The sequence below is a fragment of the Streptomyces sp. NPDC098789 genome (genome assembly GCF_044759975.1).
Classification (GTDB): domain Bacteria; phylum Actinomycetota; class Actinomycetes; order Streptomycetales; family Streptomycetaceae; genus Streptomyces.
The window spans coordinates 542,267-566,933 of sequence record NZ_JBIWAJ010000001.1; the positions used below are offsets into that span (position 1 = coordinate 542,267).

Below are 24,667 nucleotides of genomic sequence, written 5' to 3' on the forward strand. Positions count from 1 at the left end.
CGAGGGTGCTCGCGGCTTCGGCGCGGGTGGCGTCCGCCGCCGCGACCGCCTCGGTGGTGAGCCGCTCCGCCTCGGCCGCGGCCTCGCCCACGGTCAGGGCGTTCGCGGCCAGGGTCCGCTCCGTGTGGGCCTCGGCCCGCTCCGTCGCCTCGGCGACGATCCGGACACCCTCGGCGCGGGAGGCCTCCAGGGACTCCGCCGCCTCCCCGCGGATGCGGTTGGCGTCCTCACGGGCGTCGGCGCGGGTCCGCGAGGCGTCCCGCTCGGACGCGGCCAGCGCGTCCGTGGCCTCGGTGCGCACCCGCTGCGCGTAGTCGGCGGTGTCCGTGCGCAGCTGCTCGGCCTCGGCGATCGCGTCCCCGACGGTCCGCTCGGCCAGTGCCTTCGCCGCGTCGGTCTCCAGCCGGGCCTCGCTGCGGATCCGGTTCGCGTCCTCGGTGGCCCGCTCCCGCTCGGCGTACGCGTCGCCGCGGACCCGGTCCGCCTCCTCCTGCGCCTCGGTCTTCGTGCGCTCCGCGGCGTGGTCCGCCGCGCTGCGCAGCCCGGCGACCTCCTCCTCGGCCTGCTCGTGCAGGCCGGCGACGGCGTCGCGGACCTGCTGGGCGGTCGTCTCGGCGGCCGACACCACCTCGGACGCGCGCCGCTCGGCCTCCTCGGTCAGCCAGACCGCCTCGGCGGTGGCCTCCTCCGAGCGCTTGCGGGCCTGCGCCAGCAGTTCCTCGCTCTGCTCGCGGGCCTGCGCCCGCTCGCTCTCCGCGTCGGTACGGGCCGAGGTCAGGGTCTCCTCGGCCTCCCGACGACGCCGGGCGGCCTCCTCCTGCGCGGCGGCCAGCGCCTCCGCGGCCTCCGCGGCGACCCGCTCGGCCGCCGCCTTCGCCTCGGCGCGCAGCCGGTTCGCGGTCTCCTGGGCCTCGGTGCGCAGTCGCTCGGCCTCGGTCTGCGCCTCCGCGCGCAGCCGGATCCCGGTCTGCTCGGCCTCGGCCCGGGTCTGCCCGGCCTCCTCGGCGGCGTCCGTGCGCAGGCCGGTGGCCTCCGCCTCCGCCTGCGCCTGGAGGGTGCGGATCCGCTCGGCCGCCTCGGCGCGCAGCCGGTCGCTCTCCTCGGTGGTCTCCCGGCGGATGCCCTCGGCCGCCGCACGGGCGTCCTTCAGCGTCTGCTCGGCGCCCACGAGACGGCTCTCGGCCTCCTGCTGGAGGCGCACCAACTCGGCGTCCGCCTCGGTGCGCTGCGCCGCCAGGGCCCGGTCGGTCTCCTCGCGGCGCGCGGCCACGGCCGCATCCGCCTCGGCGTGCAGCGCCTCGGCCTGCTCCTGGGCCTCGGCGCGCAGCCGGTCGGCCTCGGCGCGGGTGCGCTCCAGGGTCTCCTCGGCCTGTCGGCGCAGGGTGGTGGCGCGCTCGACGGCCTCGGCGCGCACCCGCTCGCTCTCGGCGGTCGCCCCGCCGCGCAGCTCGTCGGCGTCCGCCTTGGACTTGCCGAGCAGCTCCTCGGCGGTCCGGGCCGCCTCCTCGATCTGCTGGACGGCCTCGCGGCGGGCCTCGCCGCGGATCCGCTCGCCCTCGGCGACGGCCTCGGCGCGCAGGTGCTCGGCCTCGCCGCGCAGCCGCCGGGCGTCCGCCTGGAGCTCGACCGTGCGGGCGCGGTACTCCTCGGTGTCGTCCTTCGCCGCGCCCTTGAGCTCGTCGGCGGTGGCCGCGGCCTGGGCGCGCAGCCGCTCGGCCTCCGCCTCGGCCTCGCCACGGATCCGTTCCGCCTCCTCGGAGGCGGCCCGGGTGGTCGCGCGGGCGTCCTCGGACGCCTTGTCGAGCACGTCCTCGGCGGCGCGCGCCGCCCTGGCGAGCTGGGCCGCGGTGTCCTCGGCGGCCGCGCTACGTGCCTTGTCGCCGGCCTCGGCGGTCACCCGGTCGACCTCACCGCGGGCATCGGCGAGCAGCTGCTCGGCCTCGGCCTTGAGGACCTCGGCCTCCTTGGTGGCCTCGCCGACGAGCCGGGCGACCTGCTCCTTGGCGGTGCGGGTGCGCTGTTCGTTGACGGACTCCACCGACGCCAGCTGGCGGGAGGCGCTCTCCTTGGCGTCGCTCAGCACCCGCTCCGCCTCGGAGCGGGCCTCGCGCAGGGCGCCGTCGGCCTCCTGCACCCGCTGCTCGGCCACCCGGCCGAGGTCCATGGTCTGCTGGCGGGTCTGCTCGGCCTCGGCGGACGTGCTGGTGCGCAGCCGCTCGGCGTGCTCGGTCGCCTCCTGGGCCTGCGCGGAAGCGGCGGTCAGCAGCCGCTCGGCCTCCTTGCGGGCCCGCAGCAGGGTGGACTCGGCCTCGGTGCGGGAGGCCTCCGCGTCGGCGGTGAGCCGGCGGCGGGCCTCCTCGGCGAGCCGGGCGGCCTCGGTCCGGGCCGCGTTCAGCGACTGCTCGGCCTCGGCGCGGGACTCCTCCATGAGCCGGCGGGCCTGGGCCTCCGTACGGGCGCGCAGCTGCTCGGCCCAGGCCACGTTCTCGTTGACGTGGGCCTCGACGGTCTGCCGACGCTCGTTCAGCTCCTGGTCCAGGCGCTGGCGCCGGTTGACGGCCTCGCCGTGGAGCTCGGCCTGCAGGCGCGCCTGGTGCTCGGCGTGCTCCTGGAGGATGCGCTGGGTCTGGGCCCGGGCATCGCGCAGCTCGCGCTCGGCGTCCGACCGCATCTGATCGGCCTGGATCTGGGCATTGCGGAGCAGCTGCTCCGCCTGGTAGCCCATGTCCGCACCGTCGTAGGCGGGGCGGGACGCGAGACTGCGGCGCACCTCATGGAGCTTGGCGCGCAGCACCTCGACCTGGTACCCCAGGTCCTCGGCGTGCTGGACGGCCTTCCCGCGTTCCTTCTTCAGCCGCTCCATCTCGGCCTCGAACCGCGAGAGATGGTCGGCCTCGGCCTGATGGCTCTCCTGGCTTTCGTAGCCCCGCACAGCGCGGTCCCATCCGTCCCCTGGTCGCAAGCTCACTCCCAAATGAGCATCGTCCGCCCGCTGAACGACGCCCCCGGGGGAATGGTGTCAGATGGCGGGCCGAGACCCACAGGCCCCGACCCCTCTGCGCACCGAACCCCGGCCGAGCCACCCTCACTCTACCGGCCGGGGAATCGGGCGGTCAGTGCTCAGGGTTGGCGGTGACCAGTTCCGTGAGGACGCCGTGGCAGTCCTTGGGGTGCAGGAAGGTGATCCGGGAGTCCATCGAGCCCCTGCGCGGCTCGTCGTACAGGACGCGGACGCCCTTGCCGCGGATGGCCTCGGAGTCGCCGTCGACGTCCTCGGTGCCGAAGGCGATGTGGTGCACGCCCTCGCCGTTCTTGGCCAGCCACTTGCCGACCGCGGAGTCCTCGCGGGTGGGTTCCAGGAGCTGGATGTAGGAGGCGCCGCCGTCGGAGGTCCCGTTGATCTTGAGCATGGCCTCGCGGACGCCCTGCTCCTCGTTGACCTCGGAGTGGAACACCTCGAAGCCGTACGTGGCACGGTAGAACTCGACGGTCTTGTCCAGGTCGAAGCAGGCGATCCCGATGTGGTCGATTCTTGTCAGCATGGGACCAGTGCACTCTGGAGGAGGGCGGTCACGCAACGTGCCGGCGATCACACCTGCGCCCCGGTGACGGCGCGGGTACCGCTCAGTACATTCGGGTAAACCCTCGTTCACTCCTCTCATCCAAGGGGCTGTGCCTCATGTCCGGAACGAACAACACCACTTCAGTGATCGTCGCCGGGGCCCGCACGCCCATGGGGCGTCTGCTCGGCTCGCTGAAGTCCTTCTCGGGTGCCGACCTCGGCGGTTTCGCCATCAAGTCCGCGCTGGACCGGGCCGGGATCACCGGTGACCAGGTGCAGTACGTGATCATGGGTCAGGTGCTCCAGGCGGGCGCCGGCCAGATCCCCGCCCGCCAGGCGGCGGTCAAGGGCGGCATCCCCATGAACGTTCCCGCGCTCACCATCAACAAGGTGTGTCTGTCAGGTCTGGACGCCATCGCGCTCGCCGACCAGCTCATCCGCGCCGGAGAGTTCGACATCGTGGTCGCGGGCGGCCAGGAGTCGATGACCAACGCCCCGCACCTGCTGCCCAAGTCGCGCGAGGGCTACAAGTACGGCGCCATCGAGATGCTCGACGCGATGGCCTACGACGGCCTCACCGACGCCTTCGAGAACATCGCCATGGGCGAGTCCACGGAGAAGCACAACACCCGCCTGGGCATCGAGCGCGCCCCGCAGGACGCCTTCGCGGCCACCTCCCACCAGCGCGCCGCCGCCGCGCAGAAGAACGGCGTCTTCGCCGCCGAGATCACCCCGGTGGAGATCCCGCAGCGCAAGGGCGACCCGGTCGTCTTCGCCGAGGACGAGGGCATCCGCGCCGAGACCACGGTCGAGTCCCTGGGCCGGCTGCGCCCGGCCTTCGCGAAGGACGGCACGATCACCGCCGGTACCTCGTCCCAGATCAGCGACGGCGCGGCCGCCGTGGTCGTGATGAGCCGGGCGAAGGCCGAGGAGCTGGGCCTGTCGTGGATCGCCGAGATCGGTGCCCACGGCAATGTGGCGGGTCCCGACAACTCGCTCCAGTCGCAGCCCTCGAACGCGATCCTGCACGCCCTGAAGAAGGACGGGCTGGAGGTCGCCGACCTGGACCTGATCGAGATCAACGAGGCTTTCGCGGCCGTCGCGGTCCAGTCAATGAAGGACCTCGGCGTCGACCCGGAAAGGGTGAACGTCAACGGCGGCGCGATCGCCCTGGGCCACCCGATCGGCATGTCCGGCGCCCGCGTGGTGCTCCACCTGGCGCTGGAGCTGCAGCGGCGCGGCGGCGGGGTCGGCGCGGCCGCCCTGTGCGGCGGCGGCGGTCAGGGCGACGCGCTGATCGTGCGCGTGCCGGCTCCCGGTTCCGACTCGAAGGCGTAAGGGCTGATCGCATGACGACGGTGGACGTTCCCTCGCTCGTGGCCCAGGCCCGGGAGGGCAGGCCACGGGCCGTGGCCCGGCTGATCTCGTTGGTCGAGGGGGCGTCCCCGCAGCTGCGCGAGGTGATGGCGGCCCTGGCCCCGCTGACCGGCGGGGCGTACGTGGTGGGCCTCACGGGCTCGCCCGGTGTGGGCAAGTCCACGTCGACCTCGGCGCTCGTATCGGCGTACCGGCGCGCGGGCAAGCGCGTCGGGGTGCTGGCCGTGGACCCCTCCTCGCCGTTCTCCGGCGGGGCGCTCCTCGGCGACCGGGTGCGGATGTCGGACCACGCCTCGGACCCCGGGGTCTACATCCGCTCGATGGCCACCCGCGGGCACCTGGGCGGCCTCGCCTGGTCCGCCCCGCAGGCGATCCGGGTGCTGGACGCGGCGGGCTGCGACGTGGTCCTCGTGGAGACCGTGGGCGTGGGGCAGTCGGAGGTGGAGATCGCCTCGCAGGCGGACACCTCCGTCGTCCTGCTGGCGCCGGGCATGGGCGACGGGATCCAGGCGGCCAAGGCCGGCATCCTGGAGATCGGCGACGTGTACGTCGTGAACAAGGCGGACCGGGACGGGGCCGATGCCACCGCCCGCGAGCTGAACCACATGTTGGGCCTGGGGGAGTCCCGGGGGCCGGGCGGCTGGCGGCCGCCCATCATCAAGACGGTGGCGTACCGGGGGGAGGGCATCGACGAGGTCGTGGAGGCCCTGGAGAAGCACCGGGCGTGGATGGACGAGCGCGGGGTGTTGGAGGAGCGCCGCCGGGCGCGTGCGGCCCGGGAGGTCGAGACGATCGCGATCACCGAGCTGCGGGCCCGGCTGGCCGACCTGCACGGGGACGCCCGACTGGACGCGTTGGCCGCGCGGGTGGCGGCCGGCGAGATGGATCCGTACGCCGCCTCCGACACCCTGCTGGCGACGCTGACGGAGGCCTGATCCGGCGTTCTGATGCGCGCTCCGCGGGGTCCGCCTAAACTGGCGAACGCCCGGAATGCCCCGACCCAGGGAGTGCGTCATGGCGAAGCGCGGCAACAAGAAGCGAGCCCGCAGGAAGAAGAAGGCGAATCACGGCAAGCGTCCCAACGCCTGATCGGACCGCCCGACCCGCGTGCGGAGAGCCGCGTCCCCGGAAGCCGGGGGCGCGGCTCTCGTGCGTCAATTGCTGCCGCCGTCGCTGTTGTCGTTGTTGTCGTTGTTGTCGTTGTCGTGCGACAGGGTGGCCTTGCCCGAGGTGGGGTCGACGTGGACGTTCTGCGTCTGCCCGCCCGAGGTCTTGACCTCGACGTTCCAGTAGCGGGACGTCTTGCCGTTGTCATTGTCGTCGTCGTCCCAGCTGACCGACCGGACCTGGCCGGGGTGGGCGGCGACGGCGGCCTTCAGGGCCTGTACGGCGGTGACCTTGGCGGCGATCAGGGCCGCGTACCCGTTGTCGTTCTCGTCGTTGTCGTCGCTGTTCTGCTGGGTGACCGCGCCGCTGCCGGAGTCGACCTCCAGCTCCGCGTGCTTGCCGCCCTTGCCGATCACGTCGACGTGCCAGACGGAGCCGTCCTTGTCGAGCGACTCGACGACGCCGGGGAACTTCTTCAGCGCCGCGGCGGCGGCCGTCTCGGCCGATACGTCGGCCGGTACGGCGGTCACCGCCGTCGGGGCCCTCGCCGCGTCGCCCGCCGTCGATGCGGCGGCGGCGGCGACGGGGCCGCCGGCGACCAGGACCACGGCCGCGGCGGACGAGACGAACACATTGCGCTTCATGAGTGACCTCCCTGCCGGAAAAGACCCCCTCACCATGCTGGGGGGTGCCGGGAGGATCGGCGCGGCGGGCCCGCGGGCGGGCCGGCCGCGCGCCCGCTCAGGCCTTGCCGCGCTGGTCCCGCAGGTGGTCGGCGACCGGTCCCAGCGAGGCCCGCAGGTCCGCCAGGCCCTCCGGGGTCAGCAGGTCGATGAAGTGCTTGCGCACCGACGCCACGTGGTGCGGGGCGACCTTGCGCATGAGCTCCGTGCCGGCCTCGGTGAGCACGGCGTACAGGCCGCGCCGGTCGGACTCGCAGTTGACCCGGATCACCAGACCCGCCGCTTCCATGCGCGTGATCTGGTGCGAGAGCCGGCTCTTGGACTGGAGGGTCGAGGTGGCGAGGTCGCTCATCCGCATCCGCATGCCCTCGGACTCGGAGAGGTTGACCAGGATCTCGTAGTCGTTGTTGGTGAGCCCGAAGGGCTGGAGATCCTTTTCCAGCTGGTGCATCAGCAGCCTGCTGACGTCCAGGTGCGTGCGCCACACGCACTGCTCGGCGTCGGTGAGCCAACGAGTGGCCGTGTCGGTCTCCATGGTCTCCATGAATGAACTCTACCTAAGAAGTTGAATTACGTACAAAATTGCATGTCAAACCGGCTTCACAGGCCGAAGCGCCGCTGGAGGTCCCCGAGCTGCCCCGGCATCCGCGGCACGCCCAGCTGGGACAGCGGCCCCTGCGCCCCGATCCCGGCCCCCGGCACGCCCGGCTCGCCGGCGCCCGCTCCCACGGCCCCGACCGCCTGCTCCGCCATCAACAGTTCGGTGGACTGGAGCAGCACCGTGCCCGCCCCGATGAACTCGAACTGGTGCTCCTCGCCCGAGGTGCCGCCGATGCCGGTGAGCGAACGCAGCCCGCCCAGTACTCCGGACATGTACCCGTGGTCGTAGTGGTGACACGGCGAGGGGCAGTCCGCCCAGCCCACCAGCGCCTGCGGATCCACCCGCAGCGGCGGTTCCATGAACACCACCGGTCCGTTGGACGCGGCCACGAACTTCCCGGTTCCGATCAGCGTCAGGAAGCCGGGGACGATCGACTGCTTCAGGGCCAGGGTGGGCTGGTAGGCCAGCAGGTTCCCCGACCGGATCGTCAGGTTCCCGTCCTCCAGGTCGAAGGAGTTCACGTCGAAGGCCCGGTCGGCGAGGAGCATCTTGCCCTGCCCCTCGGCCACCACCCAGTCGCTCGCGTGCAGCGGCGAATGGAAGCTCGTGCGCAGCAGCCGGTCGAACCGGCCGTGGCCGATCCCGTTGAACTCGATGCGCCCGTAATAGGCGATCATCTTGCCCTTCTGCAGGAACCACTGACTCCCTTTGAGTTCCACGCAGAAGGTGTACGCGTTGACGTTGTCGTCGGACGGCAGCGTGTGCGGGTCGAAGACCGTCGGCCCGCCGGGGCCGCCCGGCACCGGTCCGTAGTTCACAGCTTGTCCTCCGAGGCCTGTACGTACACCGCGCCCTGGCCGGACAGCTCCAGCTGGAACGCCTCGCCCGAACCGCGCCCCACCATGTCACGCCACCCGAGCGCGGTGGAGAGCTTGTTGCGCACCTCGCCGTGGTGGGCGACGTAGGCCTGCGGATCCACGTGGATCGGGCGCTGCGGGGTGATCGGCAGTTCGATGACCCCGCCGTGCGCCATCACGGCGACCGCGCCGTGCCCCTTGAGGGTCGTGGTGAACAGGCCCTGGCCGGTGACCTGGCCGCGCACCATGCCCATGACCCCGCCCTGCGATCCCATGAACATCGTGCCCTGTTGGAGGGTTCCGTCGAAGGCGAGCAGTCGGTCGGCCTCGACGTAGAGGGTCTCGCCGGTGAGGTTGATGACCTGGACGTGGTGGCCGCCGTGGCCGAACATCACGGTGCCGCTGCCCTCGACCGTCATCAACGGGGTCTGTTCGTTCGCCACCCGGCGCCCGATCATGCCCATGACGCCGCCCTGGCCGCCCGTGAGGTTCGGGGTGAAGGAGACCTCGCCGCGGTAGGCGAGCATCGCCCCGCGCTGGCTGTAGAGCTTCTGCCCGGGCACGACCTGGGCCTCGATCATCTTCGAGTTGATCTCGCGGAACGGCATCAGAGGTCGCCCCCGATGGTGTTGCGCTCGCTGGGCTGCACGTAGACCAGGCCCTCGCCCTCGAAGCGGATCTGGAAGGACTCGCCCGAGCCCTCGCCCATCAAGGTGCGGAAGTTCACCCCGGACTGGAAGTGCTGCTGGAGGTTGCCGGTGTGCGCGATGTACGCGCCCGGGTCCACGGAGAGCGGGTACTGGCCGCTGACCCGCAGCACCACGGCCGGACCGTCGGACATGATCGCCGCCTGCCCCGAGCCCTCGACGGTCGTGGTGAACAGGCCGTTGCCCGTCGCCCCGCCGCGCAGCCCGGTGAAGGTGGTGCCGGTGCGCAGGCCGGCGTCGGTGCACAGGAGGTTGCTGGACTCGACGTAGAGCTTCTCGCCACGGAGATCGACCAGATTGATCTCACTCGCGCGGTCGGCGAAGAAGCAGGTGCCGTGCCCCTGCACTTCCATCACGGTCATCTGCTCACCGGTGAGCCGTCGCGTGACCATCCCGCGGAGGCCCTCGCCACCGCCGGTCATCTTCTTGAAGGCCATCTGACCGTCGTACGCGACCATGGAGCCGTTCTTTGCTTTCACGGCATCCCCGGTCAGGTCGACGGCGAGCACCTTGCTGCCTTGGAGTCGGAACTGAGCCACGGGAAGACGTTATCGGCAGCGGGGCGGTGCGAACAGAGCCCGCTGGCCGATATCCGTCATAGCCGGACCCGCCGGAAGATCACCGGCGGCTGCTGAGACACTGGAGGCGACCCCCGGCCTCCACCCCGAAGGTTCCCCGTGGACATCAAGACCGCCTCCGCCCTGCACCGGCTGCGCCTCATCTCCGTACCGGAGGCGCTGTCGTTCCCGGCGCTGCTGATCTTCGGCTCGGTGCTCAGCCGGATCTCGGACATCGACTACCTGATGATGCCGCTGGGCATCCTGCACGGCATCCTGTTCGTGATCTACGCGGTCTTCCTGCTCGACGTGTGGTTCAAGGCGAAGTGGCCGCTCAAGAAGGTCGCCCTGTTCTTCCTGTTCGCGCTGCTGCCCTTCGGCGGCCTCTTCGGCGACCGGATCCTCAAGCGCGACGAGGCCGACAGCGTGCTGGCCGCGCGGGCCCGCGAGGCGGCGCGCGCATGATCATCGCGTTCTCCGTGACCCCGCTGGGGGTCGGCGAAGAGGTCGGCGAGTACGTCGCCGACGCGGTCCGCGTCGTGCGCGAGTCCGGGCTGCCCAACCGCACCGACGCCATGTTCACCACGGTGGAGGGCGAGTGGGACGAGGTGATGGACGTGGTGAAGCGCGCGGTGGCCGCCGTGGAGGCGCGCGCCCCCCGGGTCTCCTTCATCCTCAAGGCCGACATCCGCCCCGGCGTCAGCGACGGCATGACCTCGAAGATCGAAACGGTCGAACGCCACCTCGCCGAGGGCTGACGCCCCCAGCGCCCTCACACGGCGTGGACGTGCACGTCCGGGGGATTCAGCACGGCCAGGTACGCGGCGATGTCCTCCGGGTCGCTGGTGAAGATCACCGCACTGCCGTGCTTAGCGGCGGCCAGGGCCACGCAGGCGTCCACCGCGTCGGGCCGCTTCTTCGGCGGGAGCTGGGCCTGGCCCAGGACGGTGCCGATCCGGTGCCAGTCGGCGAGGTCGAAGCCCGTTGCGCAGGCGATGCACTCGGGCCGGCCCGCCCTGGTCCCGCGCATCGGCGGGGCCGAACTACGGGCCTGCGGCACCGTGCAGTCCTTGAGCGTTGCCCCCAGCGCGTGCACGAGCGCCGGGTTCGGGCGCCACGCCTGGGCCAGTACCGGCCCGAGGACGAGTGCCCGGTGAGGTGTGGCCTTCAAGGCCTCGTGCAGGTGGGCGGGCTTGGCCTTGCGGTCCGCCAGGGCGATCAGCATGCCCGTGTCATAGACAGGGACCCGTACGGTCACGCGGCTTCACCCGAGCGGGCACCGGATCGGTCGGGCCCGTAGACGAGATCGAGGGCGGATTCGATTTCCCGTCGCTCCTGCTCGGTCAACGCGTCGCGAGGGGCAGCGGCCTCTGGAGGGATGCCTGCGGCCGCGGCCTCGGCCGCCGCGATGGTGCCGTCCACGCTCGCGAACTGATCCTCTATGGCCTCGGTCTCCGCCATTTGCCGTGTCGCCGCGTGTACGAGGTACGCGGAGACGTCCAGGCCAGCCCGCTCGGCGTGCAGCCTGATGCGGTCGGCCTGGTCTTCGTCGAGGCTGATGGTGATCCTGGTCTTGGCCACCACCAAAGTGTATGACGCGTATGACGCTGGGCCAAGTGCGACGACGGGCTCGCCAGGGTGCTGGCCGGTCAGGCCGGGCGAGGAGCAAGCGCGGCGGAAGGGCGGGAGTGCATGGCGGTTCGGTATCGGTTCGGGGCCGCCGATCTGTTGCGGTGTCGGTTCGCGATCTCGCCGCGTTGGGAGACCGTCGAGGCGGTGCGGACCTTGAAGCTGCCCGAGCGGCACGGTTACCACCTGCCCTGGTTGGACGGCATCCGCGGCGCCGCGGCCGGGCTCGACCTGCGGCCCCTGTGGCTGCTCATGCCGCACCGCGGGCACAATCCCGACTTCCTGTGCCCGCCCCCGCTCGGCCCCGACGTCACCTTCGAGGAGGAGCTGGCCCGGGTGCGCGCCGTGGATCCGATCGCCGCGCAGGCGGAGATCCGGCTCTCGCTCTCCTGCACCCCCGGCGCCCTGGAGAGCGGGATCGGCCGGGCGCTGCTCGCCGATCCCGAGCGGGCCGTCCGGGACCTGGCCGACCTCACCGAGCGGGCCTGGCACGCGCTGGTCGCCCCGCACTGGCCCCGGCTGCGGGCCATCCTGGAGGCCGACGTCCTCTTCCACTCGCGCCGCTTCGCCGCCTCCGGGCTGGCCGGGCTCTTCGAGGGGCTCCACCCCGACCTCAGCTGGTCCGACGGGACGCTGACGATCGAGCGCCGTACCCAGCACGACCGCACGCTCGACGGCCAGGGCCTGCTCCTGATGCCGAGCGCCTTCGTCTGGCCGAAGGTGATCGGCATCTACGACCCGCCCTGGCAGCCCACCGTCGTCTATCCGGCCCGCGGTATCGGCGCGCTGTGGTCGAGGGCGGCCGAGGAGACCCCGGCGGCCCTCGCCCGGCTGCTGGGCCGCGCGCGGGCCGACGTCCTGTGCGCGCTGCGCGAACCGGCCTCGACGACCGCGCTCGCCCACCGCCTCGGCCTCGCCCCCTCCTCCGTCTCGGCGCACCTCCAAGCACTGCGCGGCGCGGGCCTGCTGGAGCCGCGCCGCCAGCGCCACCAGGTGTTCTACGAGCGCACCCCGCTCGGGATCGCGCTGGCCACGGGGGTGCCCCCGGCCGAGTCGTGAGCGGCCCCGCCCGCGGTGTCGCGACCGCGCGGCTACTGTCCGTCATGTCACGATGTCCCGGTCCGCAGCCCGTCCCGCCGTCCCGAGGGAGCCGGATGCCAGGCCGCCGCCGCATCACCATCGTGACCAGCCTCGCCCTCCTGTCACTGTCGGTCACCGCCGCCTGCACCTCGTCCGGGCAGGGCGCCGCGCCCGCGCGGACGCAGGCGGCCGCGCCCGCCGACCCGGCGGCCGTCGGGTCGCCGTACTGGGTGGACCCGCAGAGCGACGCGGCCCGGCAGGTGGAGACCTGGGAGGCGCAGGGCCGCAACAGCGACGCCCAGGTGCTGCGCCGGATCGCGGACCAGCCGATGGCCCTGTGGGGGCCGGGCGACGATCCCGGGCCGGAGATCCGCCGGGCCGTGGAAGGGGCCCGCGCGGCGGGGCGGACGGTGGTGCTCGCCGCGTACAACATCCCCTACCGCGACTGCGGCCAGCACTCGGCGGGCGGGGCCCCGGACGCCACCGCCTACCGCAGCTGGATCGGCGCCTTCGCCGACAACATCGGCGACGCGAAGGCGATCGTCGTCCTGGAGCCGGACGCCGTCCCGCACATGGTGGACGGCTGCACCCAGGTCGACCACCACGAGGAGCGCTCCCGGCTGCTGTCGGAGGCCGTCGACCGGTTGAAGCGGAACAAGAACACCAAGGTCTACCTGGACGCGGGCAACCCGGCGTGGATCCCGGACCCGATGAAGCTGGTCGGACCGCTCTTCAAGGCGGGCATCGACCGCGCCGACGGCTTCTCGCTCAACGTGTCCAACTTCCAGCCGGACGCGGCCGGGCGGGCGTACGGCGCGGTCCTCTCCAAGGGCACCAACGGCAAGCACTTCGTCATCGACACCAGTCGCAACGGCGAGGGCCCGCTGCCGGGCGGCCGGCAGCAGGCCTGGTGCAATCCGCCGGGCCGGGCGCTGGGCGTGCGGCCCACCGACCGGACCGGCGATCCGCTGGTCGACGCGTACCTGTGGATCAAGCGCCCGGGGGAGTCGGACGGCCCCTGCCGGGGCGGCCCGGCCGCCGGCCGCTGGTGGCCGGACTACGCGCTGGGCCTCGCCCGCCGCGCCAGGGACTGACCCGCGAGGCCGGGAGCCGGGTCCGCCGGGGACCGACCCGCGACCTCACTCGGGCGGCATCCACCCCACGTCCGAGGTGGGCGGCGCCGTCCGCGGCTCCCTGACCCGGATCCACTTGGCCACCGACGGCGTCCCGTCCGCGTCGGCCACGAAGAGCATGTACCAGCCGGGGGGTACGAGCGTGGGGTCGCCCGGCACCTCCAGCGTGACGCCGTCCTTCGTCCGGGTCAGCCCCAGCTCGACGGAGCGCTGCTCGACGTCCGTGGAGTGGGTGACCGCACTGGGCCGCATGAGCCGGGCCCGCTCGATCCGCTCCGGGTGCGGGCTCGTGAAGGCGGCCCGGCCGCCCGGTTCCACCTCGTCCGGACCCGCGCCGAGGACGGGCCGGCGCGCCGGGTCCCGGTAGAGGTAGGGCGGGGTGTACACCTCCAGCCGGTGCTCGAAGGTGCCGAGCTTGGTGTTGTCCTTGTCGGCGAAGAGCGGGTCGGAGCCGAAGGTGGCCACCCGCCCGTCGGGCAGCAGGAGGGCCTCGGAGTGGTAGTCGCGGCCCACGGTGGGGTCGGCGGCGGCCACGAAGGAGTCGCTGCGCGGGTAGTAGAACTGCGCCTTGTGGATGTCGGAGGCGCCCCGGCCGCGGTAGTCGGTGGAGCCCCCGGTGGTGAAGACCGAGTCGTCGGGGAGCAGCACGCTGCTCAGGTACCGGGTGCCCTGCGGCAGCGGGGCGGTGGTGCGGAAGACGGGCGAGTCCGCCTTGAGGTCGATCACGGCGGTGCGCCGGGTGGAGAGCTTGGACTCGCCGACGCCGCCGCCGCCGAGCACCATCACCTTCTGGTCCTGGGCGGGCGGCAGCAGGACGGAGGAGGAGGTTTCGAGCTGGTCGGTGTCGGCGAGCCCGCCGACCTTCTTGAACTCGTTCGTCGTCGGGTTCCACACGCCCGGCGCGCGGCCCTTGTCCTTGGGCCCGTAGCCCGCGTTGGAGCCGGTGTAGAGCAGGTTGCCGCCCTGGGTGAGGAAGAGGGCGGGGTAGGTGGGGAAGTAGTGGAAGGGGCCCTTGGTCCACTTCTTGGTCTGCGGGTCGTAGATCTCGTTGTCGCCCGGAACCACGTCGCCGACGTCGTTGAGGCCGGAGACCGCGAGCACCCGGCCGTCCTGGAGGCCGACGAGGGTCGGGTACCAGCGGGCGTCCTTCATGGGGTCGACGGGGACGTACTTCTCCGCCAGCGGATCGAACTCGTAGGCCGACTTGATGCCCTGGAAGTCCTGCTTGACGGTGCTCAGCCGCTCGGCCAGACCGTAGACGTTGTCGGCGTCCTTGCCCCGCAGCCCGAGGACCTCGTACTGCGCCGCCTCGGTGGTCAGTCCCTGGCGGCCTTCCCGCACGGCCTCCACGAAGACCCGCGCCTCGGCGGCGGTCACCTTGGTGCGCCAGGGCCGCATCTGCCCGCCCCGCCCGTAGGTGACCTCGAACTCGCGCGTGGCCCTGGGCACGGTGACGTCGAAGCGGGAGACGTACTCGACCCCGGTCGGCGAGCGGAAGCGGGTCCCCTTCTTCAGGGTGACGGCCTTGTCGGGGCTCTCGTTCTTGACCCGCATGCCGCCGCCGGCCCGGGTCACCTTGCCGTCGAGCACCTCGTAGCGGGCGGTGCCGCCCGCCACCAGCAGCCGCCCGTCGGGCAGCTGGGCGTGCCCGGAGCAGAAGAAGTCCTCGGGGGTCGGGATCTTCTTGAAGGTGTCGTTCGAGGGGTCCCACAGGATGGTGTCGAAGGTGCCCTTGTCGAAGTTGCGCTGGTTGTTGCCGGAGCCCGCGATCAGCAGCACCTTGCCGGTGTGCAGCAGGGCCGCGTGCATGGCGTTGACCTTGTACCGGTCGGGAAGGGCGATCAGGTTCCACGAGCCGTACTGGATCTTGTAGCTGGACTGACCGATCTTGTAAGAGTGGAAGGTGTCCCCGGCGAAGGAGAGCGTGGCCGGGGCGTTGAGCGCCACCAGCACGAGGGCCGCGCTCGCGCCCAGGGCCGTCTTCTTGAACCGCTTCGAGGGCCGGTAGGCCATGGGTCACTTCCCTCCTGATGTCGCGAGGGCCGGTTCCGGTTCCTCCCCGGGCTCCTGGCCGCCGCCCGCGCCGCCCCGGCCGCGCCGGGTGCCGGCCCGGCCCCCGGTGCGGCGCGCGCGCAGGAGGGTCGCGGTCCAGACGGCGAGGGGGGCCAAGGTGATGCAGAGCGCGAGGACCGCCCAGACGCGCATGGCCACGTGGGTGTGGTCGTAGCGCACCGAGGCGGCCAGGGAGGCGATCAGTACGAGGGCCCAGAAGAGGTGGATCCGGAAGGTCGTCAGCCGGTCCGGGCTGGCGTCGCCGCCCTTGGGGGTGACGACGAAGGAGCCCCGGGTGCGCAGCACCGCGGAGCCGAGCGACTTCAGGTACACGGGGGCGCAGATCGCGGACATCGCCATGCCGGCCAGTCCGCCGGACCCCTCGGGCTCGTGGGGCGAGACGTTGTGGCGGCGGTTCCACAGGTAGAGGCCCACCTGGAGGGCGGCGGCGTCGGTGTACAGCATCAGCCAGACCTCGGAGGAGACCTGGGTGCCGGAGGCGCCGAGCCAGAGGAACAGCACGCAGCTGAGGATGCCGAGGAGCCAGTTCACGGCGGTCATCGGGTAGTACACGAGCATCAGCGTGTAGTTGAGCCAGCGGCCGGGAGGCATCCGGAAGAAGCTCTTCCAGTACTGCCGGAGGAGGGTCTCGTAGGTCCCGCGCGACCAGCGCAACTGCTGGGTGAAGAAGTCGGTCCAGGAGGCCGGGCCCTCGCCGACGGCGAGCACGTCCGGGGTGTAGACGGAGCGCCAGAACCGTCCGGTGGCGGGGTTGCGGCGCAGGTGCAGCTCGAAACCGGTGGCCATGTCCTCGGTGATCGAGTCGTACAGTCCGCCGACCTGGCGCAGCGCGCTGATCCGCACGGCGTTGTTGGTGCCGACGAACATCGGGGCGCCGTAGCGGTTGCCCGCGCGCTGGATCAGCGCGTGGAAGAGGTACTGCTGGGACTCGGCGGCCTTGGTGACGGAGGCGGTGTAGTTCCCGTAGACCTGCGGACCGACGACGAAGGCGGTGTCGGGGTCACGGAAGTAGCCGAGCATCCGCTCCAGGAAGTCGGGCGTCGGGACGTGGTCGGTGTCGACCGAGGCGAAGAAGTCGTAGTCCTCCCCGTGCCCGACCAGCCAGGAGTTGTAGTTGCCGTGCTTGGTCCTCGCGCGGTGGGCGCCCTTGCGGGTGTTCCACTCGGGTATGCCCTTGCGGGTGAAGTGCCGGACACCGAGCTCCGCGCACAGCTCCCGGGCGGCCGGGTCGTCGCCCTCGTCGAGCAGCCAGACGTCGAGCGGTCCGTCGTGGCGGATGCCCACGGCGCCCCGGAGGGTGGTCCGCACCATGGCGAGGGGCTCCTTGCCGGGCACGTACGTCGTCAGGAACGCCACCCGGGTGCCGGGCTCGGCCGGGACCGGGACCGGATCGCGGGCCACCATGGTGGCGTGGGCGATGGACACCACGTTGACCAGCATGAAGAGCATGATCAGCGCGATGGACACGAGCATCACGGTGTCGCAGTGGACCAGCCAGCGGGCGGCGCCCTCACGGACCGTCCAGTGGCTCGGCCAGACGAGGTAGAGGAAGAGCACGGCGGAGAGCACCGGTGCGAGCGTCATGAGCGCGACGGCGCGTATTCGATGGGGCTCGCGCGACAGGAGGGAGCGGTACCGGACCCGGTAGACACCGGTCGGACCCGGTTCCGGCTCTTCGAGCGGACCGGCGAGACGGCGGTGGGTCTCGTAGTCGAAGCCTTGCGGCCGCACGGTCCCTCCAGTGCTCGATCCAGAATCGATATTCCTACAAAAATGGACAATTCTGGGCGTGTCGAACGGGATGCGGCCGAGCGGGCGATCCTCGATCCCGACCCTCTCCGTTGGGCCGTACGGGGGACCCGGGCCGCCCGGGGAGCCGGACACCTCGCGGGAGATTCGGGTGGGCCCGAATCACTGGGGCGGGTGGGACGGCGGCGGCAGGCTGCGGAACATGGCATCCGCACCCCCCGGCTACGGCGCGGCCTTCCGCGTCCGCGAGTTCCGCCCCGTCTTCGCCGCCCACCTCATGTCCGTCCTCGGCCTCGTCGTCGCGGAGATCTCGCTCACCGTCCTGGTCTTCCGGGCGACCGGCTCCCCGCTCCTGAGCGCCCTCACCTTCGCCCTCGGCTTCCTCCCCTACGCCCTCGGCGGCACGCTCCTCGCCGGGATCGCCGACCGCCATCCCGCCCGCCGGGTGCTCGTCGTCTGCGACCTCGTCTGCGCGCTGTGCGCCGCCGCGATGGTGCTGCCGGGGACGCCCGTCGCCCTGCTCTTCGTGCTGCGCTGCGCCATGGCCTTCGTCGCGCCGCTCTTCCAGGGCACCCGCAGCGCCTCGCTCGCCGACATCCTCGGCGACGGCGACGCCTACGTCCTGGGCCGCTCGCTGCTGCGGATGGTGGCCCAGAGCGCCCAGCTCGTCGGCTTCGGCGTCGGCGGGATCCTGCTCACCGCGGTCCCGCCGCGCGGGGCGATCGCGATCACCGCCGTGACCTTCGTCTGCTCCGCCCTGCTGCTGCGGTTCGGCACCCGCGCCCGTCCGGCCCGGGCCGCCGGCGCCGCCGCGACCTCGCCCTTCGCCGCGGTCCGGGCCGTCTTCGGCGACCGCCGGCTGCGCGCGGTCACCCTGATGTTCTGGCTGCCGCCGCTCTTCGTCGTCGTACCGGAGGCGCTGATGGCGCCGTACGTCGAGCACCTCGGCGCCGGCACGGTCGCCCTCGGCCTGCTGATGTGCGCGATGCCCGTCGGCACCATCGCCGGCGAACTCTGGGCGGGCTCGGCGCTCGGCGCCGGCGCCCGCTCCCGGATCGTGGCCCCGCTGGCGACCGTGGGCCTGCTGCCGCTGCTCGGGTACGCCGTCCGCCCGGGGGTGTGGCCGCTGGCGGCCCTCCTGCTGGCCGCCGGCCTGGCGCACGCCTACACCCTCGGCCTCGACCAGTGGTACGTGGAAGCGGTCCCCGATGAACTGCGCGGGCGGGCCATGACCCTGCTGAGCACCGGGCTGATGACCCTCCAGGGCGTGGGCATGGCGCTGGCCGGGCTCGCGGCGGAGTTCTGGCCGGTGCACGCGGTGGTGGTGGGGTCCGGGGTCCTCGGCACCGGATGCGTGCTGTTCCTGCTGGCCGAACTGCGGGCGAGCGCCCCCTCCGGGTCGAAGTGTGAGACGGCCCCCGCCCTCAAATGACCGGCGGGTAGGGTCGGGTGCGTGCCCAAGCCGCTCAGTCTCCCCTTTGACCCCATCGCCCGCGCCGACGAACTCTGGCAGCGGCGCTGGGGGCCGGTGCCCTCGATGGCCGCGATCACCTCGATCATGCGGGCGCACCAGATCCTGCTCGGCGAGGTCGACGCCGTGGTGAAGCCGTACGGACTCACCTTCGCGCGCTACGAGGCGCTCGTCCTGCTGACCTTCTCCAAGGCCGGCGAGCTGACGATGTCGAAGATCGGCGAGCGGCTGATGGTGCACCCGACCTCGGTGACCAACACCGTGGACCGCCTGGTCCGCTCCGGCCTGGTGGCCAAGCGCCCCAACCCGAACGACGGCCGCGGCACGCTCGCCTCGATCACGGACAAGGGGCGCGAGGTCGTGGAGGCGGCGACCCGGGACCTGATGGCGGTGGAGTTCGGGCTGGGCGCCTACGACGCGGAGGAGTGCGGCGAGATCTTCGCGCTGCTGCGGCCGCTGCGGGTGGCCGCGGACGACTTCGACGAGAAGTAGGCCGGGCCGCCGCGGGCCCGGCCGACGCCCGGGAGGGGCCGCCACCCCCGTCAAGATCGCGCAAAACGGACGGTTACGCTCGTGTTCATGAAACGAAGCGTGCTGACCCGCTACCGGGTGATGGCCTATGCCACCGCAGTGATGCTGCTGGTGCTGTGCACCTGCATGATTTTCAAGTACGGCTTCGACAAGGGCGCCGACCTGACCTTCGTGGTCTCCCAGGCCCACGGCGTGCTCTTCATGATCTACCTGGTCTTCGCCTTCGACCTCAGTTCCAAGGCCAAGTGGTCCTTCGGCAAGATGCTGTGGGTCATGGTCTCCGGCACGATCCCGCTCGCCGCGTTCTTCGTCGAGCGCAAGGTCCGCGCCGAGATCGAGCCCCTGGTGAGCGGCGCCCCCGTGCCCGCGACCGCCAAGGCCTGAGGACGCCGCTCCGCACTGGAGCGGCACTCGATTTCCTCCACCCCGGGACGACTTCCCGGGGTGGGCCATCGACATTTACTAGGACGTCCTAGTAAATTCGAAGCATGGACGCTGACGCCATCGAGCAAGGCCGCCTTCGCTGGCAGGCCCGTTATGACAGGGCCCGCACCCGCGAGGCCGACTTCACCACGCTCTCCGGCGACGAGGTCGACCCGGTGTACGGCCCCCGGCCCGGAGACACCTACGAGGGCTTCGAGCGCATCGGCTGGCCGGGGGAGTACCCGTACACCCGGGGCCTGCACGCCACCGGCTACCGCGGGCGGACCTGGACCATCCGGCAGTTCGCCGGCTTCGGCAACGCCGAGCAGACCAACGAGCGCTACAAGATGATCCTGGCGGCGGGCGGCGGCGGCCTCTCGGTCGCCTTCGACATGCCGACCCTGATGGGCCGCGACTCCGACGACCCGCGCGCCCTCGGCGAGGTCGGGCACTGCGGCGTCGCCATCGACTCCGCCGCCGACATGGAGGTCCTGTTCAAGGACATCCCGCTCGGCGACGTGACCACCTCGATGACGATCAGCGGGCCCGCCGTGCCCGCCTTCTGCATGTACCTCGTCGCCGCCGAGCGCCAGGGCGTCGACCCCGCCGTCCTCAACGGCACGCTGCAGACCGACATCTTCAAGGAGTACATCGCCCAGAAGGAGTGGCTCTTCGAACCCGAGCCGCACCTGCGCCTCATCGGCGACCTGATGGAATACTGCGCGCAGGGCATCCCCGCCTACAAGCCGCTCTCCGTCTCCGGCTACCACATCCGCGAGGCCGGGGCGACGGCCGCGCAGGAGCTGGCGTACACCCTCGCGGACGGCTTCGGCTACGTCGAACTCGGGCTCTCGCGCGGCATGGACGTGGACGTCTTCGCCCCCGGCCTGTCCTTCTTCTTCGACGCGCACCTCGACTTCTTCGAGGAGATCGCCAAGTTCCGCGCCGCCCGCCGGATCTGGGCGCGCTGGATGAAGGAGGTGTACGAGGCGAAGTCCGACAAGTCCATGTGGCTGCGCTTCCACACCCAGACGGCCGGGGTCTCCCTCACCGCCCAGCAGCCGTACAACAACGTCGTCCGCACGGCCGTCGAAGCGCTGGCGGCGGTCCTCGGCGGCACCAACTCCCTGCACACCAACGCCCTCGACGAGACCCTCGCGCTGCCGAGCGAGCAGGCCGCCGAGATCGCGCTGCGCACGCAGCAGGTGCTGATGGAGGAGACCGGGGTGGCCAATGTGGCCGACCCGCTCGGCGGTGCCTGGTACGTCGAGCAGCTCACCGACCGGATCGAGGCGGAGGCCGAGAAGATCTTCGACCAGATCAAGGAGCGCGGGCTGCGCGCCCATCCGAACGGGCAGCACCCGATCGGGCCGATCACCTCGGGCATCCTGCGCGGCATCGAGGACGGCTGGTTCACCGGCGAGATCGCCGAGTCGGCCTTCCAGTACCAGCGTTCGCTGGAGAAGGGCGACAAGCGGGTCGTCGGCGTCAACGTGCACCACGGCTCCGTCACCGGCGACCTGGAGATCCTCCGGGTGAGCCACGAGGTCGAGGTGGTCCAGGTCCGCGAACTGGCGGAGCGCAAGGCCCGCCGGGACGACGCGAAGGTGCGGGCCGGGTTGGACGCGATGCTGGCCGCCGCGCGCGACGGCTCGAACATGATCCCGGCCATGCTGGACGCCGTACGGGCCGAGGCGACGCTCGGCGAGATCTGCAACGTCCTCCGGGACGAGTGGGGCACCTACACGGAGCCGCCCGGCTTCTGATCCGGCCCTTCGCGAGGCGGCTCCTTCGCGAGGCCGGCTCTTCGCGAGGCCGCCCCTTCGAAAGACCGCGCCCCGACGGCGGGCCCCCGACCACCGGGGGCCCGCCGTCAGGTCGTACCGGCGGCGCCCGCGCCCAGCAGGCCGTGCATCAGCAGGCCGGTGAAGGTGGCGACCCAGATCTCGTCCACCGGTTCGGCGCTCACCAGGGCGCGGTGCACCACGGTGCCCGCGATGACGTCGAAGATCAGGTCCGTGGTGCGCCCCGCGAGGTACGGGTCCGGTTCGTGGGGGAGTTCGCCGCGGGCCTGCGCGCGTTCCCGGCCCAGCACGACGAGACGTTTCTGCCGGTCCACGATCGCCGACCGGATCCGGTCGCGCAGCGCCTCGTCGTGGGTGGACTCGGAGACCACCGCCATGAGCGCCGTACGGGCCTCCGGACGCCGCAGCAGCTCCGCGAAGCGCAGGACGACGTACTCGATGTCGCCCTGGAGCGAGCCCCGGTCGGGGAGTTCGAGGGAGTCGAAGAGCTCGGCGACGGCGTCCACGACCAGCTCGCTCTTGCCCGCCCAGCGTCGGTAGAGCGTGGTCTTGGCGACCCCGGCGCGGGCCGATACGTCGCCCATCGTCAGCTTGGACCAGCCGAGTTCCACCAGCGCGTCCCGTGTGGCGGCGAGGATCGCGGCGTCCGCGGTGGCGCTGCGGGGGCGGCCGGTGCGGCCGGAACCGGAGACGGGGTTGCGCATGGACGGTGACCATACCCGCCAGTAGTGCAACCGGGACGACCCCGGACGGTGTGGTTCAGATCACGGGGCGCGAGGGGCCGCGGGGAGTTACGCTACGGCTCGTAGCGTAAGAGCGACAACCACGCGAAGCTACGGCGCCAGGTGGGGACCCGGCGCCACAGCAGTTCAGGTGCACGGCAGTTCGGACGGGGTCCGGCCGTGGTGAGCAGTGCAGTTTTACGACGTCTTTCACGAGGTCTTTTCGTCGGCGCGCGCACACGGGGGAGGATGTACGCATGCAGCCCAGAAACATGTCCATGAGCGGCGTCGTCGACCTCGCCGCGGTGAAGGCGGCCGGCGAGGCCAAGGCGAAGGCGGAGCAGGCGCGCGCGGCCGCGGCCCGGCAGGGCGGCGGCTCCGACGCCGGCGTCCCCGGTGCCGTGGCGCCGTCGGCGCTCGTCATCGATGTCGACGAGGCCGGTTTCGAACTCGACGTGCTCGAACTCTCCCACCAGGTACCGGTCGTCATCGACTTCTGGGCCGAGTGGTGCGAGCCGTGCAAGCAGCTCAGCCCGGTGCTGGAACGCCTGATCACCGGAGCCAACGGCCGACTGGTTCTGGCCAAGATTGACGTCGACGCCAACCAGATGCTGATGCAGCAGTTCGGCGTCCAGGGCATTCCCGCCGTGTTCGCGGTCGTCGCCGGTCAGGCGCTGCCGCTCTTCCAGGGCGCGGTGCCCGAGCAGCAGATCCGCGAGACCCTCGGCCAGCTCATCCAGGTCGCCGAGGAGCGCTACGGCCTCACCGGCATCGTGGTGGATCCCGCAGGCGGGGGCGCCGGGGGCGCCGCCGGCGCCGGTGGCGCGGACGAGGAGCCGGAAGGCCCGTACGACGCTCTGCTCGAAGCGGCCGTCGTCGCGTTGGACGGGGGCGACCTGGGCGGAGCCGTCCAGGCGTACAAGAACGTACTGGCCGACGATCCGGCCAACAGCGAGGCCAAGCTGGGTCTGGCCCAGGCCGAACTCCTCGCGCGGGTGCAGCACATGGACCCGCAGGAAGTGCGCGCCGCGGCGGCCGCCAATCCGACCGATCCGGCGGCGCAGATCGCCGCGGCCGACCTGGACATGGCCGGCGGTCACGTCCAGGACGCCTTCGGGCGGCTGGTGGACGCGGTGCGCGTCACGGCGGGTGACGACCGGGACGCGGTGCGGGTCCGGCTGCTGGAGCTGTTCGAGGTCATCGGCGCGGACGACCCGCGGGTCCCGGCGGCGCGCACGGCGCTGGCGCGGGTGCTCTTCTAGGGCAGGCCCGGGGCCGGTCCCGCGGCTCGCTCGGGTGTCGGTGGACCGCCGACGATTTGTTGACACGGAGATAAACAGCGGCCGCGCTTTGCCAAAACTTGGCAATCGCGGCCGCTGTTACTCGTAGTAAGCCGAACCCCGTGAACTGTCCGGTTGGTTCGTTCTTCCACCCATCTGTCGTGGCCATGGGTGACACCCTGTGTTGCTGCTCGACGGCGACATGTCGCACTGGGGTTATCCAGCCGTTACCCGCCAGTAACGAACCCCCTTGTGCCCCGGCCGGTAATGGACAACGATCGGCCACGCTCGGTCCATCCCGCAGCGCCGGTCACCCGGAACCGCGAGGATGGGTCCCCACCGAGCCGGCCGGTGGCAGTGGCACCGGCCGTGGGACAGGGGGGTCGCCACCACTTCCGGTGGTGCCTGTCCTCATCAGGTTGCGCGAACGCGTGGCCCAGTGGTTGTCGCTCGGGGGTGATCGCCGGTGTTCCTGACGCGGCACAGCCGTGACTCGGCCGCCTGCGCTCCTTCCCGAGGACGTAGCACTTCTCCCATCCCAGGACGGGCAGGGCCCGGACCGGAGATGTACGTCCGATGAGGAGGAACAACATGATTTCCCAGGTTCGTGGTGGGACCAGATGGAAGCGCTTCGCTCTCGTCATGGTGCCGAGCATCGCGGCCACCGCCGCGGTGGGCGTGGGTCTGGCGCAGGGTGCCCTCGCGGCGTCCTTCAGCGTCTCGGGCCAGGACTTCAAGGTGTCGGCCGACGAGCTCGTCGGTGACAACCTGATCCAGTACGGCAGCGTGGCCAAGGGCAAGACCCTCGGCGACGACAAGAAGGACGCGTACCACCCGGTCACCATCTCCGGGTTCAGTCACGCCGAGATCACCAACATGTGCCAGTCGCTGGTCACCCCGGTGCCCGGCCTCGGCAACATCACCCTGCAGCTGCGGACGGGCAACAAGGGCCGTCCCGCCGTCGCGGAGAACATCTACCTCGATGTCGCCGAGCTGGACGCGGACGCCAAGTTCGAGCAGCTCGACATCGGTGTCGCGGTCGGCGACCCGAGCCACGTCACCAAGCCGGTGGCGGGCACGGTGGCCGATGGTGGTCTCTTCTCGCAGCGCGCGAAGAAGGCCACGCTGACCAACGTGCGGCAGAAGGCATGGGCGACGACGGCGGGCACCTTCACGCTGCCGGACCTCAAGCTGCGTCTGCTCAGCGGTGACCAGCCGTGCTACCAGGACGCCAAGTAGTCCGTCCGGTCGCTTGAACCGGCCGGGTGGGCGCGGTGGCCGATCCGCCGCCCCGTCCGCCCGTCCGGGCGCTCCACGTAG

Annotated in this window: 25 protein-coding genes; 13 read left to right on the forward strand and 12 right to left on the reverse strand. The window is 71.7% G+C overall.

Features of this window, described 5'->3' with window-relative positions:
• Nucleotides 1–2,932 (reverse strand): polarized growth protein Scy (gene scy, locus ACIQWR_RS02710; protein WP_404004570.1); only part of this gene is annotated, 2,932 nt, incomplete at its 3' end.
• Nucleotides 2,933–3,113: 181 nt separating this feature from the next.
• Entirely contained in the window at nt 3,114–3,542 is a 429-nt protein-coding gene (mce, locus tag ACIQWR_RS02715; protein ID WP_354379916.1) for a methylmalonyl-CoA epimerase, read from the reverse strand.
• Between the two features lie 137 nt (nt 3,543–3,679).
• Between mce and ACIQWR_RS02720 the strand changes: the two genes are divergently transcribed.
• From ACIQWR_RS02720 to ACIQWR_RS02730, 3 genes are all read left to right on the forward strand, one after another.
• Nucleotides 3,680–4,900 carry an acetyl-CoA C-acetyltransferase gene (locus ACIQWR_RS02720; protein WP_404004573.1) on the forward strand — a complete coding sequence of 407 codons (1,221 nt, stop codon included), beginning with the start codon at nt 3,680–3,682 and terminating at the stop codon, nt 4,898–4,900.
• A gap of 11 nt (nt 4,901–4,911) precedes the next feature.
• The gene (meaB, locus tag ACIQWR_RS02725; RefSeq protein WP_404004575.1) at nt 4,912–5,874 is read left to right on the forward strand and encodes a methylmalonyl Co-A mutase-associated GTPase MeaB; all 963 of its coding nucleotides are present in this window, start codon (nt 4,912–4,914) and stop codon (nt 5,872–5,874) included.
• Between the two features lie 79 nt (nt 5,875–5,953).
• The gene (locus ACIQWR_RS02730) at nt 5,954–6,028 is read left to right on the forward strand and encodes a 50S ribosomal protein bL37 (protein WP_107089157.1); all 75 of its coding nucleotides are present in this window, start codon (nt 5,954–5,956) and stop codon (nt 6,026–6,028) included.
• A 65-nt stretch (nt 6,029–6,093) separates the two neighbouring features.
• Here ACIQWR_RS02730 and ACIQWR_RS02735 read toward each other — a convergent pair whose 3' ends face one another.
• The 5 genes from ACIQWR_RS02735 to ACIQWR_RS02755 all read right to left on the reverse strand — a co-directional run bounded on the left by ACIQWR_RS02735 (nt 6,094) and on the right by ACIQWR_RS02755 (nt 9,433).
• A complete protein-coding gene (locus ACIQWR_RS02735; protein ID WP_404004577.1) occupies nt 6,094–6,690 on the reverse strand; it encodes a PepSY domain-containing protein in 597 nt (198 codons plus the stop codon).
• 97 nt (nt 6,691–6,787) lie between these two features.
• Nucleotides 6,788–7,264 carry a MarR family winged helix-turn-helix transcriptional regulator gene (locus ACIQWR_RS02740; RefSeq protein ID WP_404005027.1) on the reverse strand — a complete coding sequence of 159 codons (477 nt, stop codon included), beginning with the start codon at nt 7,262–7,264 and terminating at the stop codon, nt 6,788–6,790.
• Nucleotides 7,265–7,329: 65 nt separating this feature from the next.
• Entirely contained in the window at nt 7,330–8,133 is an 804-nt protein-coding gene (locus tag ACIQWR_RS02745; protein WP_404005028.1) for an AIM24 family protein, read from the reverse strand.
• Between the two features lie 11 nt (nt 8,134–8,144).
• Nucleotides 8,145–8,795, reverse strand: coding sequence for an AIM24 family protein (locus ACIQWR_RS02750; RefSeq protein WP_354379920.1), 651 nt, complete (start codon nt 8,793–8,795; stop codon nt 8,145–8,147).
• Nucleotides 8,795–9,433, reverse strand: a complete 639-nt coding sequence (locus ACIQWR_RS02755; RefSeq protein ID WP_330332690.1) for an AIM24 family protein — start codon at nt 9,431–9,433, stop codon at nt 8,795–8,797. Before ACIQWR_RS02755 ends, ACIQWR_RS02750 begins: the two co-directional genes overlap by 1 nt.
• Before the next feature lie 138 nt (nt 9,434–9,571).
• Here ACIQWR_RS02755 and ACIQWR_RS02760 point away from each other — a divergent pair, with 138 nt between their 5' ends.
• Together ACIQWR_RS02760 and ACIQWR_RS02765 are read left to right on the forward strand one after the other, a co-directional pair.
• A complete protein-coding gene (locus ACIQWR_RS02760) occupies nt 9,572–9,916 on the forward strand; it encodes a DUF3817 domain-containing protein (RefSeq protein WP_404004579.1) in 345 nt (114 codons plus the stop codon).
• On the forward strand, nt 9,913–10,209 hold the full coding sequence (locus ACIQWR_RS02765; RefSeq protein ID WP_365618316.1) for an MTH1187 family thiamine-binding protein: 297 nt from the start codon (nt 9,913–9,915) through the stop codon (nt 10,207–10,209). The genes ACIQWR_RS02760 and ACIQWR_RS02765 overlap by 4 nt, the downstream gene beginning before the upstream one ends.
• A gap of 14 nt (nt 10,210–10,223) precedes the next feature.
• Here ACIQWR_RS02765 and ACIQWR_RS02770 read toward each other — a convergent pair whose 3' ends face one another.
• Together ACIQWR_RS02770 and ACIQWR_RS02775 are read right to left on the reverse strand one after the other, a co-directional pair.
• Nucleotides 10,224–10,676 carry a hypothetical protein gene (locus ACIQWR_RS02770; RefSeq protein ID WP_404004581.1) on the reverse strand — a complete coding sequence of 151 codons (453 nt, stop codon included), beginning with the start codon at nt 10,674–10,676 and terminating at the stop codon, nt 10,224–10,226.
• A 29-nt stretch (nt 10,677–10,705) separates the two neighbouring features.
• Nucleotides 10,706–11,032 (reverse strand): hypothetical protein, encoded by a 327-nt coding sequence (locus ACIQWR_RS02775; protein WP_404004584.1) that lies wholly within the window; start codon nt 11,030–11,032, stop codon nt 10,706–10,708.
• Between the two features lie 111 nt (nt 11,033–11,143).
• Here ACIQWR_RS02775 and ACIQWR_RS02780 point away from each other — a divergent pair, with 111 nt between their 5' ends.
• Nucleotides 11,144–12,139, forward strand: a complete 996-nt coding sequence (locus tag ACIQWR_RS02780; RefSeq protein ID WP_404004587.1) for a DUF5937 family protein — start codon at nt 11,144–11,146, stop codon at nt 12,137–12,139.
• Between the two features lie 95 nt (nt 12,140–12,234).
• A complete protein-coding gene (locus ACIQWR_RS02785; protein WP_404004590.1) occupies nt 12,235–13,254 on the forward strand; it encodes a glycoside hydrolase family 6 protein in 1,020 nt (339 codons plus the stop codon).
• A 45-nt stretch (nt 13,255–13,299) separates the two neighbouring features.
• Here ACIQWR_RS02785 and ACIQWR_RS02790 read toward each other — a convergent pair whose 3' ends face one another.
• Both ACIQWR_RS02790 and ACIQWR_RS02795 read right to left on the reverse strand, forming a co-directional pair.
• Nucleotides 13,300–15,306 carry a galactose oxidase-like domain-containing protein gene (locus ACIQWR_RS02790; protein ID WP_404004593.1) on the reverse strand — a complete coding sequence of 669 codons (2,007 nt, stop codon included), beginning with the start codon at nt 15,304–15,306 and terminating at the stop codon, nt 13,300–13,302.
• Between the two features lie 3 nt (nt 15,307–15,309).
• Complete coding sequence (locus ACIQWR_RS02795; protein ID WP_404004596.1) at nt 15,310–17,097, reverse strand: glycosyltransferase family 2 protein; 1,788 nt, start codon at nt 17,095–17,097, stop codon at nt 15,310–15,312.
• Between the two features lie 220 nt (nt 17,098–17,317).
• On the opposite strand from ACIQWR_RS02795, the gene ACIQWR_RS02800 reads away from it, so the two are divergent.
• From ACIQWR_RS02800 to ACIQWR_RS02815, 4 genes are all read left to right on the forward strand, one after another.
• On the forward strand, nt 17,318–18,547 hold the full coding sequence (locus ACIQWR_RS02800; RefSeq protein WP_404004598.1) for an MFS transporter: 1,230 nt from the start codon (nt 17,318–17,320) through the stop codon (nt 18,545–18,547).
• A 21-nt stretch (nt 18,548–18,568) separates the two neighbouring features.
• Entirely contained in the window at nt 18,569–19,078 is a 510-nt protein-coding gene (locus ACIQWR_RS02805) for a MarR family winged helix-turn-helix transcriptional regulator (RefSeq protein WP_404004601.1), read from the forward strand.
• An 87-nt stretch (nt 19,079–19,165) separates the two neighbouring features.
• Nucleotides 19,166–19,501, forward strand: coding sequence for a DUF3817 domain-containing protein (locus ACIQWR_RS02810; protein ID WP_404004603.1), 336 nt, complete (start codon nt 19,166–19,168; stop codon nt 19,499–19,501).
• 104 nt (nt 19,502–19,605) lie between these two features.
• A complete protein-coding gene (locus ACIQWR_RS02815) occupies nt 19,606–21,306 on the forward strand; it encodes a methylmalonyl-CoA mutase (RefSeq protein WP_404004606.1) in 1,701 nt (566 codons plus the stop codon).
• A 107-nt stretch (nt 21,307–21,413) separates the two neighbouring features.
• On the opposite strand, the gene ACIQWR_RS02820 is transcribed toward ACIQWR_RS02815, so the two are convergent.
• Nucleotides 21,414–22,049, reverse strand: a complete 636-nt coding sequence (locus tag ACIQWR_RS02820) for a TetR/AcrR family transcriptional regulator (RefSeq protein ID WP_404004608.1) — start codon at nt 22,047–22,049, stop codon at nt 21,414–21,416.
• A 275-nt stretch (nt 22,050–22,324) separates the two neighbouring features.
• Between ACIQWR_RS02820 and ACIQWR_RS02825 the strand changes: the two genes are divergently transcribed.
• On the forward strand, nt 22,325–23,329 hold the full coding sequence (locus ACIQWR_RS02825) for a tetratricopeptide repeat protein (protein ID WP_404004611.1): 1,005 nt from the start codon (nt 22,325–22,327) through the stop codon (nt 23,327–23,329).
• A 609-nt stretch (nt 23,330–23,938) separates the two neighbouring features.
• Complete coding sequence (locus tag ACIQWR_RS02830) at nt 23,939–24,586, forward strand: DUF6230 family protein (protein WP_404004613.1); 648 nt, start codon at nt 23,939–23,941, stop codon at nt 24,584–24,586.
• Nucleotides 24,587–24,667 lie beyond the last annotated feature (81 nt).

What these genes read in the sequence shown, in the direction of transcription:
- ACIQWR_RS02790 (WP_404004593.1), bottom strand. Translation starts at nt 15,306, where the DNA reads ATGGCCTACCGGCCCTCGAAGCGGTTCAAGAAGACGGCCCTGGGCGCG.
- ACIQWR_RS02735 (WP_404004577.1), bottom strand. Translation starts at nt 6,690, where the DNA reads ATGAAGCGCAATGTGTTCGTCTCGTCCGCCGCGGCCGTGGTCCTGGTC.
- ACIQWR_RS02830 (WP_404004613.1), top strand. Translation starts at nt 23,939, where the DNA reads ATGATTTCCCAGGTTCGTGGTGGGACCAGATGGAAGCGCTTCGCTCTC.
- mce (WP_354379916.1), bottom strand. Translation starts at nt 3,542, where the DNA reads ATGCTGACAAGAATCGACCACATCGGGATCGCCTGCTTCGACCTGGAC.
- ACIQWR_RS02765 (WP_365618316.1), top strand. Translation starts at nt 9,913, where the DNA reads ATGATCATCGCGTTCTCCGTGACCCCGCTGGGGGTCGGCGAAGAGGTC.
- ACIQWR_RS02780 (WP_404004587.1), top strand. Translation starts at nt 11,144, where the DNA reads ATGGCGGTTCGGTATCGGTTCGGGGCCGCCGATCTGTTGCGGTGTCGG.
- ACIQWR_RS02825 (WP_404004611.1), top strand. Translation starts at nt 22,325, where the DNA reads ATGCAGCCCAGAAACATGTCCATGAGCGGCGTCGTCGACCTCGCCGCG.
- ACIQWR_RS02785 (WP_404004590.1), top strand. Translation starts at nt 12,235, where the DNA reads ATGCCAGGCCGCCGCCGCATCACCATCGTGACCAGCCTCGCCCTCCTG.
- ACIQWR_RS02810 (WP_404004603.1), top strand. Translation starts at nt 19,166, where the DNA reads ATGAAACGAAGCGTGCTGACCCGCTACCGGGTGATGGCCTATGCCACC.
- ACIQWR_RS02815 (WP_404004606.1), top strand. Translation starts at nt 19,606, where the DNA reads ATGGACGCTGACGCCATCGAGCAAGGCCGCCTTCGCTGGCAGGCCCGT.
- ACIQWR_RS02750 (WP_354379920.1), bottom strand. Translation starts at nt 8,795, where the DNA reads ATGCCGTTCCGCGAGATCAACTCGAAGATGATCGAGGCCCAGGTCGTG.
- ACIQWR_RS02800 (WP_404004598.1), top strand. Translation starts at nt 17,318, where the DNA reads ATGGCATCCGCACCCCCCGGCTACGGCGCGGCCTTCCGCGTCCGCGAG.
- ACIQWR_RS02720 (WP_404004573.1), top strand. Translation starts at nt 3,680, where the DNA reads ATGTCCGGAACGAACAACACCACTTCAGTGATCGTCGCCGGGGCCCGC.
- ACIQWR_RS02740 (WP_404005027.1), bottom strand. Translation starts at nt 7,264, where the DNA reads ATGGAGACCGACACGGCCACTCGTTGGCTCACCGACGCCGAGCAGTGC.
- ACIQWR_RS02820 (WP_404004608.1), bottom strand. Translation starts at nt 22,049, where the DNA reads ATGCGCAACCCCGTCTCCGGTTCCGGCCGCACCGGCCGCCCCCGCAGC.
- ACIQWR_RS02770 (WP_404004581.1), bottom strand. Translation starts at nt 10,676, where the DNA reads ATGCTGATCGCCCTGGCGGACCGCAAGGCCAAGCCCGCCCACCTGCAC.
- meaB (WP_404004575.1), top strand. Translation starts at nt 4,912, where the DNA reads ATGACGACGGTGGACGTTCCCTCGCTCGTGGCCCAGGCCCGGGAGGGC.